14 protein-coding genes are annotated in these 12,652 nt (G+C 65.7%); all 14 read left to right on the forward strand.

All coding sequences use genetic code 11. The annotated features are described in order from the left end of the window. The first annotated feature begins 20 nt into the window (after nt 1–20). The 14 genes from IB274_RS10965 (at nt 21) to IB274_RS11030 (ending at nt 12,600) form a co-directional block, all read left to right on the forward strand. Complete coding sequence (locus IB274_RS10965; protein WP_192431946.1) at nt 21–1,718, forward strand: SpoIIE family protein phosphatase; 1,698 nt, start codon at nt 21–23, stop codon at nt 1,716–1,718. A gap of 55 nt (nt 1,719–1,773) precedes the next feature. Continuing rightward, on the forward strand, nt 1,774–2,115 hold the full coding sequence (locus IB274_RS10970; protein WP_192431947.1) for an Hpt domain-containing protein: 342 nt from the start codon (nt 1,774–1,776) through the stop codon (nt 2,113–2,115). A 66-nt stretch (nt 2,116–2,181) separates the two neighbouring features. Continuing rightward, complete coding sequence (locus tag IB274_RS10975) at nt 2,182–3,486, forward strand: flagellar hook-length control protein FliK (RefSeq protein WP_192431948.1); 1,305 nt, start codon at nt 2,182–2,184, stop codon at nt 3,484–3,486. Between the two features lie 255 nt (nt 3,487–3,741). Continuing rightward, nucleotides 3,742–4,263: a flagellar basal body-associated protein FliL gene (fliL, locus tag IB274_RS10980; protein ID WP_138520532.1), complete on the forward strand. Its 522-nt coding sequence runs from the start codon at nt 3,742–3,744 to the stop codon at nt 4,261–4,263. A gap of 9 nt (nt 4,264–4,272) precedes the next feature. Next, entirely contained in the window at nt 4,273–5,244 is a 972-nt protein-coding gene (gene fliM / locus IB274_RS10985) for a flagellar motor switch protein FliM (protein ID WP_192431949.1), read from the forward strand. Between the two features lie 22 nt (nt 5,245–5,266). Then, entirely contained in the window at nt 5,267–5,734 is a 468-nt protein-coding gene (fliN, locus tag IB274_RS10990) for a flagellar motor switch protein FliN (protein WP_192431950.1), read from the forward strand. 1 nt (nt 5,735) lies between these two features. Further along, nucleotides 5,736–6,230, forward strand: a complete 495-nt coding sequence (gene fliO, locus IB274_RS10995) for a flagellar biosynthetic protein FliO (RefSeq protein ID WP_192431951.1) — start codon at nt 5,736–5,738, stop codon at nt 6,228–6,230. Between the two features lie 77 nt (nt 6,231–6,307). Beyond that, nucleotides 6,308–7,018, forward strand: a complete 711-nt coding sequence (fliP, locus tag IB274_RS11000; protein WP_225614829.1) for a flagellar type III secretion system pore protein FliP — start codon at nt 6,308–6,310, stop codon at nt 7,016–7,018. Between the two features lie 34 nt (nt 7,019–7,052). Continuing rightward, a complete protein-coding gene (fliQ, locus tag IB274_RS11005) occupies nt 7,053–7,322 on the forward strand; it encodes a flagellar biosynthesis protein FliQ (RefSeq protein ID WP_045212070.1) in 270 nt (89 codons plus the stop codon). Continuing rightward, nucleotides 7,322–8,098: a flagellar biosynthetic protein FliR gene (gene fliR, locus IB274_RS11010; RefSeq protein WP_192431952.1), complete on the forward strand. Its 777-nt coding sequence runs from the start codon at nt 7,322–7,324 to the stop codon at nt 8,096–8,098. The genes fliQ and fliR overlap by 1 nt, the downstream gene beginning before the upstream one ends. Then, nucleotides 8,098–9,234 (forward strand): flagellar biosynthesis protein FlhB, encoded by a 1,137-nt coding sequence (gene flhB / locus IB274_RS11015; RefSeq protein ID WP_192431953.1) that lies wholly within the window; start codon nt 8,098–8,100, stop codon nt 9,232–9,234. Before fliR ends, flhB begins: the two co-directional genes overlap by 1 nt. Nucleotides 9,235–9,322: 88 nt before the next feature. Beyond that, nucleotides 9,323–10,597, forward strand: a complete 1,275-nt coding sequence (locus tag IB274_RS11020) for a TPM domain-containing protein (RefSeq protein ID WP_192431954.1) — start codon at nt 9,323–9,325, stop codon at nt 10,595–10,597. Between the two features lie 57 nt (nt 10,598–10,654). Next, a complete protein-coding gene (locus tag IB274_RS11025) occupies nt 10,655–11,941 on the forward strand; it encodes a TPM domain-containing protein (RefSeq protein WP_192431955.1) in 1,287 nt (428 codons plus the stop codon). Between the two features lie 74 nt (nt 11,942–12,015). Beyond that, nucleotides 12,016–12,600, forward strand: coding sequence for a hypothetical protein (locus tag IB274_RS11030; RefSeq protein WP_192431956.1), 585 nt, complete (start codon nt 12,016–12,018; stop codon nt 12,598–12,600). Nucleotides 12,601–12,652 lie beyond the last annotated feature (52 nt).

Below are 12,652 nucleotides of genomic sequence, written 5' to 3' on the forward strand. Positions count from 1 at the left end.
GCCCTGCTGTGGCAACGGCCATGTCCGAACTCCTCACCGTCCTGATCGCCGACGACAATGCCGCCGATCGCCTATTGCTGTCGACCATCGTCAGTCGCCAGGGGCATCGAGTGATCACAGCCGCCAACGGGTTGGAGGCGCTCGCGTTGTTCACCCAGGAGCGTCCGCAGCTGGTGCTGATGGATGCGTTGATGCCGGTGATGGACGGCTTCGAGGCGGCGCGGCGGATTCGCCGGCAGGCTGGCGAGGAACTGGTGCCGATCATCTTCCTCACGTCGCTGAGCGAGCCCGAGGCGCTGGTGCAGAGCCTGGAGGCGGGCGGCGACGACTTCCTCTCCAAGCCCTACAACCGCGTCATCCTCGAAGCCAAAATCCGCGCCATGGGGCGCCTGCATCACCTGCAGCGGATGGTGCTGGAGCAGCGTGACCTGATCGCCCGGCACAACGAGCACCTGCTCAACGAGCAGCGGGTTGCCAAGGCGGTGTTCGACAAGGTGGCGCACTCGGGTTGCCTGAACGCGGCGAACATCCGCTACCTGCAATCACCCTTCGCGCTGTTCAACGGCGACCTGCTGCTGGCGGCGTTCAGGCCCTCCGGTGGCATGCACGTGCTGCTCGGCGATTTCACCGGCCATGGCTTGCCGGCGGCCATCGGCGCCATGCCGCTGGCCGAGGTGTTCTACGGCATGACCGCCAAGGGTTACCCCATGGCGGACATCCTTCGCGAGATGAACGCCAAGCTCAAACGCATTCTCCCGGTGGGCGTGTTCTGCTGCGCCGCTGTGCTCAACCTGAGCTTCCAGCGCGGCCTTGTGGAGGTGTGGAACGGCGGCCTGCCCAACGGCTATCTGCATCGCCACGACAGCGGCGAACTGCAGCCGCTGGTATCGCGGCATCTGCCGCTGGGCATTCTCGATCCCTCTGCCTTCAGCGACCATTTCGAGGTCTACGCGATGGAGGAGGGCGACCGTGTGTTCCTCTTCTCCGATGGCGTGCTGGAGGCGCGCAATGCCACGGGCGAAGCCTTCGGCGAGGAACGCCTGCTCCAGGTGTTCGGCGAGGGCCTCGCGCCGTCGCGCCTGTTCGACGGCATCCAGGCGGCGGTGGCGCGATTTCGCGGCGAGGCGCAGGACGACGTCAGCATGCTGGAGATCGCGCTGGTCCCCGAGGGCTCACTGCAGCGCCCGCCGCTGGCGTTCTCCGACACCGGCCTGAGCAGCCCGCTGGACTGGTCCGCCAGCTTCGAGTTCCGCGCGCCGACCCTGCGTAACTTCAACCCGCTGCCTTTCCTGCTGCAGTTGCTGATGGAGGTGCAAGACCTGCGCCCGCGCGGTGGTGCGCTCTACACCGTGCTCGCCGAGCTGTACTCCAATGCCCTGGAGCACGGTGTGATGGGCCTGGACTCCTCGCTCAAGTGCGACGCCGCCGGCTTCGCCCGCTATTACCAAGAGCGCAGCAAGCGCCTGGTCGCGCTGCGCGACGGCTTCGTGCGCTTCCATCTCGATCTCGCTCCCCACGGCGATGGCGGCCGGCTGTTGGTACGGGTGGAAGACAGCGGCGACGGTTTCGACGTAGGCGCGGTGCTGGCATCGCAGAGGGGCGCCGGTAGCCTCTGTGGGCGTGGCCTGACGCTGGTTCGGCAGTTGTCTGACCGCTGTCAGTGGTCGGGAGACGGCAAGGCGGTCTCCGTGGAGTTCTTCTGGTCGGCTCAGGCATAATCGGGGCCTTCTTGTCTCCCTGCAGGGTGGCGAGCCGTCCTTCAGGGAGTGCCCAATGTCCGAGCCGCATCTCGATGGCGCCGTGCTGAGCAATTTGCTGTCGATCATGGAAGACGAGTACCCGCTCCTGGTGGAAACCTTCCTCAGCGACTCCGAGGAGCGCCTGCGCAGCATCCGCGAGGCAGCCGCCGCTTGTGATGCGCCGGCCCTGCGCCACGCCGCGCACAGCTTCAAGGGCAGTTGCGGCAACATGGGCGCCTCGGTTCTGAGCAGCCTGTGCAAGCGTCTTGAAGAGGCTGCGCGGCAGAACGACCTGGCCTGCGCGCAAGGCCTCATCGTCAAGGTCGAGCACGAATTCGGCATCGTCCGCACCCTGCTGTTGCCCGGTTGCTCCTGACCTTTTCCGAGTTGGCCCGCGCCTTGCTATCTCCGTCTTGGATATTCACCTGAACGGAGCACTCCGATGGCTGTCGCCCCGGATATTTTATTGAGCTCGACGCCTGACATCAGGCCCAAGGCGGCGCTCTCCAAGTCTGCCCAGAATTCGTCGAACAGCAGCAACGACAAGGGTTCCAGCTTTGCCGACGTCTATGCCAAGGAGCAGCGGCCAGCCGCCAGCGAGCGGGCCGACAAGCCGGCAAAGGCGAAGACCGACAAGCCGCGGGACGCTGCCGGCAAGGACACGGCAAGCAAGGATTCCACCGCGCCGGCTGCCGCCGACCAACCAAAGGTTGCCGAGGACGGCAAGGCGTTGCCGGCCGATGGCGCCAGCAAGGCGGACGAGAAGGTGGCGGACGGTGACGCCAAGTCCGATGCGACCCTCGACCCGCTGCTGATGTTAGGTATGACCGGCCAACTGCCTGAGCCCGAGGCGCCTCCGCTGGTGGTCAGCACTGGAGCCAGCCAGCTCACCGATGCCAGCAGCGATGGCGACCTGCAGAAGCTCAACGAGATTCCGGGGGTGGACCTGACTTTGGCCGTCGGCGCTGACGACCAGGCGCAGCAGGTGCAGCAGACCCAGCTCAACGGTCACCTCGCCGCCAAGGCGGGGGACAAGTCGCCGGATGCCAGCGGCAAGAACGATCTGTCGGCCGCTCTTGCTGCGCTGACCTCGGACTCGACTACCAAGGGCACTGAAACCAAGCTCGCTGAAGGCGCATTGAAAGATGGCGCCGACCTTACCCGGCAACTGGCGGACGTGCAGACCGACGCCAAACCGGAGATGCCGCGCAACGAGGCCTTCGCCGCGCGCCTGGAGTCGCTGACGCAGGCGCTGAATACGCCGCAGGCGATGACCAGTCGACCGGTGAACCCGCTGGTGCCGGGGCAGGCCGTGTCCGTGCAACAGAACGGCTGGACCGACCAGGTGGTGGACCGGGTGATGTGGATGTCCTCGCAGAACCTCAAGTCGGCCGAGATCCAGATGGACCCGGCCAACCTCGGTCGCCTGGAAGTGCGCATCCACATGACCGGCGACCAGACCCAGGTGAACTTCGTCAGCGCCAACGCCAACGTCCGCGAAGCGCTGGACAGCCAGCAGCACCGTCTGCGCGAGATGTTCAACCAGCAGGGCATGCAACTGGATGTGAACGTTTCCGACCAGTCAGCCCGCGGCTGGCAGCAACAGCAGCAGGGCGACGGCCGTGGCAGCTCGCGGAGCGTGGCGGGTAGCGGCAGCGGTGACGACGAGCCAATGATCAGTGGCGTGTCCGAGATCCGCCCGCAGACGGCGGCGCAGGGCAGGGGGTTGGTGGATTACTACGCCTGACCTGGCTTTGGGGGGCTGCTTGATAGCGCCCTCTCCCCAGCCAGGGCGGAGGGAGAGGGCGTAGCCCGAGCGCCAGGTCCTACCCCTGTTCGCGACCTGTCCGGCTCAGAGGAAAATTCTTACTCCTCCCCGTGACATCCTCCGTCTAGCCTGTAATATCCGCGGCGTTGCCAGTAGGCCTCCTGCAAACTGGCACAGCCCTTGCTGTTACCCTGGTATCAGCGCTTCGCGCCGCAAAAGTGACGGATTATTGGCATGGCCAAGAAAGAACAGACGCCTTCTCTCCCCGATGGCCAGGCGCCCGGCAAGGGCAAGCTGAAGCTCATCATCATCATCGTGCTGGCTTTCCTGCTGGCGGTGGGTGCGTCGGTGGGCGGTACCTGGTTCTTCCTGCACAAGAGCGCCAAGCCCGACGAAGCCGAAGCCAAGGCCGCGGAACACGCCGAACCGACGAAGAAGCAGGCGATCTACGAGATCCTCGCGCCGTCCTTCGTGGTCAACTTCAACCAGAACGGCCGCCAGCGCTACCTTCAGGTTGCCGTTGCCCTGATGGGCCGCGACCAGGCGCAGATGGATGCCCTGCGCGAGCAGATGCCGCTGGTGCGCAACCAACTGGTGATGCTGTTCTCCAGCCAGAATTTCGACAATCTGGTGACGCCGGTCGGCAAGGAGATGCTCCGCCAGCAGGCCACGTCCAGTCTTCAGGAACTGGCGAAGAAGGCGACCGGTCAGTTGACCGTGGAGCAAGTGCTTTTCACCAATTTCGTATTGCAGTAGGTACCCGCCATGGCCATGCAGGATCTACTTTCCCAGGACGAGATCGACGCGCTGTTGCACGGCGTCGACGACGGCCTGGTGGAAACCGAGTCCGACGTCGAGCCGGGGGCGATCAAGTCCTACGACCTGACCAGCCAGGACCGCATCGTCCGGGGCCGCATGCCGACCCTGGAGATGATCAACGAGCGGTTCGCCCGCTACACCCGCATCAGCATGTTCAACCTGCTGCGCCGCTCGGCGGATGTCGCCGTGGGCGGCGTGCAGGTGATGAAGTTCGGTGAGTACGTGCACTCGCTGTACGTGCCCACCAGCCTCAACCTGGTGAAGATGAAGCCGCTGCGCGGCACCGCGCTGTTCATCCTCGACGCCAAGCTGGTGTTCAAGCTGGTGGACAACTTCTTCGGCGGTGACGGTCGTCACGCCAAGATCGAGGGCCGCGAGTTCACTCCCACCGAGCTGCGGGTGGTGCGCATGGTCATCGAACAGGCGTTCGTTGATCTCGCCGAGGCCTGGCATGCGGTGATGCCGATCAACTTCGAGTACGTGAACTCCGAGGTGAACCCGGCGATGGCCAACATCGTCAGCCCCAGCGAAGTGGTGGTGGTTTCCACCTTCCACATCGAACTGGATGGCGGCGGCGGCGATCTGCACATCACCCTGCCGTACTCGATGATCGAGCCGATCCGCGAGATGCTCGATGCCGGCTTCCAGTCCGACGTGGACGATCAGGACGAGCGCTGGGTCAATGCCCTGCGCGAAGACATCCTCGACGTCAGCGTGCCGGTAGGGGCCACCGTCGTGCGCCGCCAGCTCAAGCTGCGCGACATCCTGCACATGCAGCCGGGCGACGTGATCCCGGTGGAGCTGCCCGAATACATGATCATGCGCGCCAACGGCGTGCCTTCCTTCAAGGTCAAGCTGGGTTCGCACAAGGGCAACCTGGCCTTGCAGATTCTCGATCCCCTCGAGCGCTTGCGCTGAGCGGATCCCACGAGGACCCACCATGTCTGATGAAGAAAACGTGACCCCCGAAGAACAGGCGCTGGCAGACGAGTGGGCCGCGGCCCTCTCCGAATCCGGTGATGCCAACCAGGACGACATCGACGCGATGATGGCCAGCGCTGCGGCTCCGGCCGTGCCCGCCGCACCGCGCGCACCGATGGAAGAGTTTGGCATGGCGCCCAAGACGCCGATGATCGCCGGGCTGGAAGGCCCCAACCTGGATGTGATCCTGGATATTCCTGTGACCATTTCCATGGAGGTCGGGCATACCGACATCAATATCCGCAACCTGCTGCAGCTCAACCAGGGCTCGGTGATCGAACTCGATCGCCTGGCCGGCGAGCCGCTGGACGTGCTGGTCAACGGCACCCTGATCGCCCACGGCGAAGTGGTGGTGGTGAACGAGAAGTTCGGCATCCGCCTCACCGACGTGATCAGCCCCAGCGAACGCATCAAGAAGCTGCGCTGACATGGGCCGCCTGCTCGCGAGTCCCCGTCTGCTCTCCAGCGTGGGCGCCCTGCCGCTGCTGGGGCTGTCCCTCTTCGCCCTGGGCGAGGAGGCATCGGTGCCGGCATCCAATCCGGCCATCGTCCACGCCAGCTCCACGCCGAGCATCATCACCGGCAGCGCCGGCGCGCAGCTGATGCAGTTGCTGCTGGGCCTGGTCCTGGTGGTCGGCCTGATCTTCCTGCTGGCCTGGCTGGTGCGTCGCGTGCAGCAGGTCGTGCCGCGCGGCAACCAGGCGATCCGCCTGATATCCAGCCAGTCCCTCGGCCCGCGTGATCGGCTGGTGCTGGTGCAGGTGGGTGAGGAACAGGTGTTGCTGGGCCTGACGCCCGGTCGCATCACCCCGCTGCACGTCTTGCGCCAGCCGGTGCATGCCGCCGAATCGGAACCGGCGCAGCCGGAATTCGCCCAGCGCCTGCTGGAATTGCTGAACAAGGACAAGGGCCGCCCGCAGTGACCCGTTCGCCGAACCTCTCCGTTCTGATCGGTGCGCTCAAGGCAGTCGCGCCGCTGCTCCTGGGCCTGCTGGCGCTGATGGCGCCGCAGGCCTTCGCCGCCGATCCGACGCAGCTGACGGCGATCACCGTGACCACCAACCCGCAGGGGCAGCAGGAATACTCAGTCAGCCTGCAGATCCTGCTGATCATGACCGCGCTGAGCTTCATCCCGGCGTTCGTCATGCTGATGACCAGCTTCACCCGGATCATCATCGTCTTCTCCATCCTACGCCAGGCGCTCGGCCTGCAGAGCACGCCGTCGAACCAGGTGCTGATCGGCCTGGCGATGTTCCTCACTCTGTTCGTCATGGCGCCGGTGTTCGACAAGATCAACACGACCGCGCTGCAGCCTTACCTGAGCGAGCAGATTACCGCGCAGGAGGCGATCACCCGCGCCGAGGTGCCGCTCAAGGCCTTCATGCTGGCGCAGACCCGGCAATCGGACCTGGAACTGTTCGTGCGGCTGTCCAAGCGCACCGACATCGCCAGCGCCGACGCCACGCCCCTGACTATCCTGGTGCCGGCGTTCGTCACTTCGGAGTTGAAGACTGCGTTCCAGATCGGTTTCATGATCTTCATCCCGTTCCTGATCATCGACCTGGTGGTGTCCAGCGTCCTGATGGCGATGGGCATGATGATGCTCTCGCCGCTGATCATCTCGCTGCCATTCAAGATCATGCTGTTCGTCCTGGTGGACGGCTGGGCATTGATCATCGGCACGCTCGCCGGCAGTTTCGGGACGGTCTAGCGATGAACCCCTCTGCTGAACGACAGGAGCAGCCATGACCCCCGAAGTCGCCGTCGACCTGTTCCGTGAAGCGCTCTGGCTGACCGCTGTGATGGTCGGCATCCTGGTGCTGCCCAGCCTGCTGGTGGGCCTGATCGTGGCGATGTTCCAGGCCGCCACGCAGATCAACGAGCAGACCCTGAGCTTCCTGCCGCGTCTGCTGGTGGTGCTGCTCACCCTCATCGTGCTGGGCCCCTGGCTGCTGCGGCAGCTGATGGAGTACACCCAGTCACTGATCACCAGCATCCCGACGCTGATCGGTTGATGCTCGAGCTCAGCAACGCGCAGATCGGCGGCTGGATCGGAGCCTTCCTGTTCCCGCTGTTTCGCATCGCCGCGATGTTGATGGTGATGCCGATCATCGGCACCCAACTGGTGCCGACCCGCGTGCGCCTGTACCTGGCCGTGGCCATCGCGGTAGCGCTGACGCCCAACCTGCCACCGATGCCGCAGGTGGATGCGCTGAGCCTCAAGGCGATGGTCTACATCGCCCAGGAAATCCTCGTCGGCGCCATGCTCGGCTTTGTCCTGCAGCTGATGTTCCACGCCTTCGTCATTTCCGGGCAGATCATCTCGATGCAGATGGGCCTGGGCTTCGCGTCCATGGTCGACCCCTCCAACGGTATCTCGGTCCCGGTACTGGGACAGTTCTTCACCATGCTGGTGACCCTGCTGTTCCTCGCCATGAACGGCCACCTGGTGGTCTTCGAGGTACTGGCGGAAAGCTTCACCACGCTGCCGGTGGGCGAGGGGTTGTCGAGCAACCACTTCATCACGGTGGCGGGCAAGCTCGGCTGGGTCCTGGGCGCCGGCCTGATGATCGCCTTGCCGGCGATTACCGCGCTGCTGGTGGTCAACCTGGCGTTCGGCGCGATGACTCGCGCAGCGCCGCAGCTGAACATCTTCTCGATCGGTTTCCCGCTCACCCTGATCATGGGCTTCGTCATTGTCTGGATTGGCAGTGCCGAGATTCTCACCCAGTACCAGGCGCTGGCCAGTGAGGGCCTGCGCCTGCTTCGCGAACTCGTGGGGGCCCGCTGATGGCCGAAAACGACAGTAGCGAAGACAAGACAGAGGAACCTACCGAGAAACGGCGCCGGGAGGCGCGCGAGAAGGGCCAGCTCCCTCGGTCCAAGGAGCTGAATACCCTGGCCGTGCTCCTGGCCGGCGCCGGGGCCTTGCTGATGTTCGGCGCCAGCCTGGCCGATGCGCTGATGCGCCTGATGCGCGGCAGCTTCCAGCTCGACCGCGCCACGGTGATGAACAGCGAGAGCATGCTCAACCTGCTGATCGCCGGCGGCAAGATCGGTGCCGATGCGCTCTGGCCGATCCTTGCGGTGGTGCTGGTGGCGGCGCTGGTCGGCCCGGTGGCGCTGGGCGGCTGGTTGTTCTCCGCCGAAGCGCTGGCCCCCAAGTTCAGCCGGCTCAACCCGCTGGCCGGGCTCAAGCGCATGTTCTCGCTGCGCTCGCTGACCGAGTTGCTCAAGGCACTGGCCAAGTTCGTGCTGGTGCTGATCGTGGCGATCCTGGTGCTCAAGTCCGACCAGGACGACCTGCTGGCCATCTCCCACGAGCCGCTGGAACAGGCCATGGTGCACAGCGCCCGGATTGTCGGCTGGAGCGCCTTCTGGCTGGCCTGCAGCATCATCTTCATCGCCGCCGCGGACGTGCCCTTCCAGCTCTGGGACAACCGCAAGAAGCTGATGATGACCAAGCAGGAGGTCAAGGACGAGTACAAGGACTCCGAGGGCAAGCCGGAGGTCAAGGCCAAGGTCCGCCAGATGCAGCGCGAGATGGCCAACCGGCGGATGATGCAGGCGGTGCCCGAAGCCGACGTCATCATCACCAACCCGACGCACTTCGCCGTGGCCCTGAAATACGACGCGGAGAAGGGCGGGGCGCCCAGGCTGCTGGCCAAGGGCAACGACTTCATGGCGCTGAAGATTCGCGAGATCGCCCAGGAGCACAAGGTCACGGTGCTCGAATCGCCGGCGCTGGCGCGGGCGGTTTACTACTCCACCGAACTCGACCACGAGATTCCCGCCGGCCTCTACCTCGCCGTGGCCCAGGTGCTGGCCTACGTCTACCAGCTCAAGCAGTACCGCTCCGGCAAGGGCAAGCGCCCGGGACCGATGCCGGACCTGCCTATCCCGCCGGATTTGCGCCGCGACGAGTGACCCGCAGATGTCGCCCGTGCAGTAGGATGGTCGGTTCGCGCCCGGCGTCGAAGGCTCCGGGCGGCCTGTTCAGCCAAGGAAATGTTTCATGCTTCGGGATTCCTTCGCCGGCCTGCGCTTTGCGTTCTGGCTCTTCCTCTGTCTCCTCGCCTTTGTGCGGCCCAGCTGGGCCGACGCACCTCCTGATGACGGCGTGCTGCTGCCGCTGAACGAGCGCGTGGTGGACGTCACTGGCACCCTCGACCCAGCCGCCAAGGCGCACCTGATCGACAAGCTCAAGGCTCTGGAGTACCGGCGTGGTGCGCAGATCGCCGTGGTGATGCTGTCGACGGTGGGCAAGATGGGCATCGAGGCCTTCTCCAACAAGCTGTTCAACCTCTGGAAGCTCGGCCGCAAGGGCGTTGACGACGGTGTGCTGGTGGTGGTGGCGAAGGACGACCACCAGATGCGCATCGAGGTCGGTTATGGCCTGGAGGGGGCGATTCCCGACGTGCTGGCCGGGCGCATCATCCGCGAGCGCATGGCGCCGGCCTTTCGCGATGACGACTATGCCGGCGGCATCGAGTCGGCGGTGGATGCACTGACCCTGCTGGTCGATGGCGAGACGCTGCCTGACCCGGCTCCCGAACCTTTGACGTTCCCGCTGGAGGCCTGGCTGCTGCTGGCGTCCTTCGCGGCCGGCGGCGTGGGCGGTGTGCTGCTTGCCGCACGGCGGATGGGCTGGCGCGGCGCGCTGGCATTCTGCGCGGTGGTGGTCGTTCTGGTGGCACTGCTGGCCGGCGGCAAGGATGCGCTGGGAGTAGTGGCCGTTACGCCCATCTGCCTGCTGGTCGGCGGCGCTACCTTCGGTGCGCTGTGGACGGCTCGGGTGGTGTTCTACAGCGTGCTGGGGCTGATCGCCTACTGCATCCTGCTCGGTTTCCTGACGCCGCGCTTCGGCGGCCTGCTCTGGGTCTATGCGCTGGCTGCTCCGCTGGCGGTGCTGATGGTCATCGGCCTCTGGTGGCTGCTGATCTTGATGATGCGCGACGTCTGGCGCGGACCTCGCAAGGGGCGCAAGACCGCCAAGGCGCCGGCCGGGCACAAGGCCTTCTACTGGCGCTTGGCGATATTCTTCGGCCTGTACCTGCTGATCGGTTTCTTCGCCGGTGCTCCGACGGCTCCGCTGAACTGGCTGCTGGTGCTGCCCTTCATGTGCCTGCCGGGGCTGGTGGTGTTCGCGGCGGGGCAGGGTGGCGCGGGCGGCAGCTCGGGCTCCGGTGGCAGTTCGTCCAGCGGGTCGTCCGGCGGCAGTTCGGGCGGGGGCGGATTCTCCGGCGGTGGCGGTTCCAGTGGCGGCGGCGGTGCGTCGGGAAGCTGGTGACGGCATAATCCCTCGACGCTCCGGGCTGCCAAGCCCACACCTTCAGGGAAAGAAGGCATGACCCTCTGGATTCGTTGCGCTTTGTATCTCTTCCTCCTGCTCGGCACGGTTGGCGTACGGGCAGAGGTTCCGACCGACGTTGCCGGTCCCGCACAGGACGGGCTGGTTGCTGCGCCTGACGAAGCCGACAGCGAGGCCGAGCTGCCTCGATCCATCCCGGTGCCGGAACTTGAAAGTCCGGTCACCGACCTCACCGCCACCCTTGGCAGCGACTGGATCGCCTCGATGAAGCAGCGGCTGCTGGCATTGCAGCAGCGCAAGGGCTCGCAGATCGCCATCCTGATGCTGCCCAGCACCGGCGCGGACAGCATCGAACAGTTCGCCACCCGCGTCTTCGAACAATGGCGCCTGGGCCGGCAGGGCGTGGACGACGGTGTGCTGGTGCTGGTGGCGAAGGAGGACCGGACCATGCGCATCGAGGTCGGTTACGGCCTGGAAGGGGCGATTCCTGACGTAGTCGCCGGGCGCATCATCCGGGAAGAGATGGTTCCGGCTTTCCGTAGTGGCGACTTCGCCGGTGGCATCGAGAATGCGGTGACTGTGCTGGAGCGACTGATCGACGGCGAGACGCTGCCGGACGAGCGCCACAGTGGCGGTCTGACCTGGGAGGGCTGGCTGCTGCTGGTCGGACTGGTCGGCGGTGGTGTGGCCGGTGTCGTACTACGTCGCCGCTGGCTGGGTGTGAAGGTCGTACTGCCAACGCTGGCCGTGGCAACCGTGCTGATGGCCGTCAGCGCGGGGCTGAGAAGCCTGCCGATGCTGCTCATGGCCATTCCCTTCAGCATGATCTTCGGCGCCGGCATCGGTGCGCTGGCGGCAGGCTCGCGCCTGTCGGCCGGGATAGTCGGCGGCGTCATCGGCTATCTGGTGGCGTTGATGGTCTGTGCCAAGTACTTCGACGGCGGCGATGTGGCGCTCTATGGCCTGGCCTTGCCCATTGGCGGCTGCATTGGCGTGGTCTTGCTCTGCCTGCCATTCGTTCTCGCGTACAAGACCTGGCGGCGCAGCCGTGTGGAATTCGCCATCCGTCTGGCGGTAGCGCTGCTCATCGCCGGCGCGGTGATCCATGTGTCCGGTGTCCTGCAGCAGCCCTGGGCATTCCCCGATTCGCTCGCGCTGATCCCCATGCTGTTCTTTCCGCTGCTGTTCGCCTTCGTCCCCGGCGGCTCGGGTTCCGGCGGCTCCGGGGGCTCCAGCAGCGGCGGTGGTTCGTCGTCCAGCGGCAGCAGCTACTCCGGTGGCGGTGGCTCCAGCGGCGGGGGCGGCGCCTCCGGGAGCTGGTGATCGGCCTAAAGACAGGGGAACCTTTGCCCGGAGATGGCCGGTCGAACCTTCGAGGCGCTGACCGGGGAAGGACGATGAGCGAAGCGGGGCACTTCAGGATGCTGGCGATGGCGGTGGGCGTCAGTCTGTGCGGCGCCTGCGCGCCCGATACACCGGTGACGCGGTACCGCCTGCAGGTCTGCGGCACCCAGCACGAGGCGCAGGTAACGGATCGCTGGTGGGGCTCGCTCTATGTTGCCCAGCTCAGCGGCGACAACCAGTTGGTAGTCGGCGTGCCGCTGGCGGTTCAGGGGGAGGGCGGCCACTCGGCGACGCTCACCGCGCAGTTCCACCTGATCACGGCGCGGGACCAGTTGCGCCGGGACCCTTCGAAGCTCTCCGGGCGCTACGCCATTGGCCCGGCGCGCGAGGGACGGGCAAGGCTCGGCGAGGGCGCGGCAGTGGTGTTCCAGGAGGTGCCCGAGGATGCCTTGCGCGCCAGCCATGGCGAGCTGGTGATCGACCGCGTGGAGATCGTCCGCAGCGAGGACGACACCGAGTACGGCGTGATGTCCGGCCACTACCGATTCGAGGCGCGAAGCGACGCCAACCAGTCCACCTGCGCGGTGGCGGGCAGCTTCAAGAACGGCACCTTCAAGCTCCTGAAAGATAGTTCCTGAGACCGTTTCGAAGAAGTTGGAACGCTTCCTGCAAAACCCTGTGCGGATGCCC

The organism is Pseudomonas sp. PDM18 (assembly GCF_014852585.1).
In the GTDB taxonomy this organism is placed as follows: Bacteria; Pseudomonadota; Gammaproteobacteria; order Pseudomonadales; family Pseudomonadaceae; genus Pseudomonas.

Excerpts from the sequence above, each read along its gene's own strand:
- IB274_RS10965 (WP_192431946.1), top strand. The coding sequence starts at position 21 with ATGTCCGAACTCCTCACCGTCCTGATCGCCGACGACAATGCCGCCGAT.
- IB274_RS10970 (WP_192431947.1), top strand. The coding sequence starts at position 1,774 with ATGTCCGAGCCGCATCTCGATGGCGCCGTGCTGAGCAATTTGCTGTCG.
- IB274_RS10975 (WP_192431948.1), top strand. The coding sequence starts at position 2,182 with ATGGCTGTCGCCCCGGATATTTTATTGAGCTCGACGCCTGACATCAGG.
- fliL (WP_138520532.1), top strand. The coding sequence starts at position 3,742 with ATGGCCAAGAAAGAACAGACGCCTTCTCTCCCCGATGGCCAGGCGCCC.
- fliM (WP_192431949.1), top strand. The coding sequence starts at position 4,273 with ATGGCCATGCAGGATCTACTTTCCCAGGACGAGATCGACGCGCTGTTG.
- fliN (WP_192431950.1), top strand. The coding sequence starts at position 5,267 with ATGTCTGATGAAGAAAACGTGACCCCCGAAGAACAGGCGCTGGCAGAC.
- fliO (WP_192431951.1), top strand. The coding sequence starts at position 5,736 with ATGGGCCGCCTGCTCGCGAGTCCCCGTCTGCTCTCCAGCGTGGGCGCC.
- fliP (WP_225614829.1), top strand. The coding sequence starts at position 6,308 with ATGGCGCCGCAGGCCTTCGCCGCCGATCCGACGCAGCTGACGGCGATC.
- fliQ (WP_045212070.1), top strand. The coding sequence starts at position 7,053 with ATGACCCCCGAAGTCGCCGTCGACCTGTTCCGTGAAGCGCTCTGGCTG.
- fliR (WP_192431952.1), top strand. The coding sequence starts at position 7,322 with ATGCTCGAGCTCAGCAACGCGCAGATCGGCGGCTGGATCGGAGCCTTC.
- flhB (WP_192431953.1), top strand. The coding sequence starts at position 8,098 with ATGGCCGAAAACGACAGTAGCGAAGACAAGACAGAGGAACCTACCGAG.
- IB274_RS11020 (WP_192431954.1), top strand. The coding sequence starts at position 9,323 with ATGCTTCGGGATTCCTTCGCCGGCCTGCGCTTTGCGTTCTGGCTCTTC.
- IB274_RS11025 (WP_192431955.1), top strand. The coding sequence starts at position 10,655 with ATGACCCTCTGGATTCGTTGCGCTTTGTATCTCTTCCTCCTGCTCGGC.
- IB274_RS11030 (WP_192431956.1), top strand. The coding sequence starts at position 12,016 with ATGAGCGAAGCGGGGCACTTCAGGATGCTGGCGATGGCGGTGGGCGTC.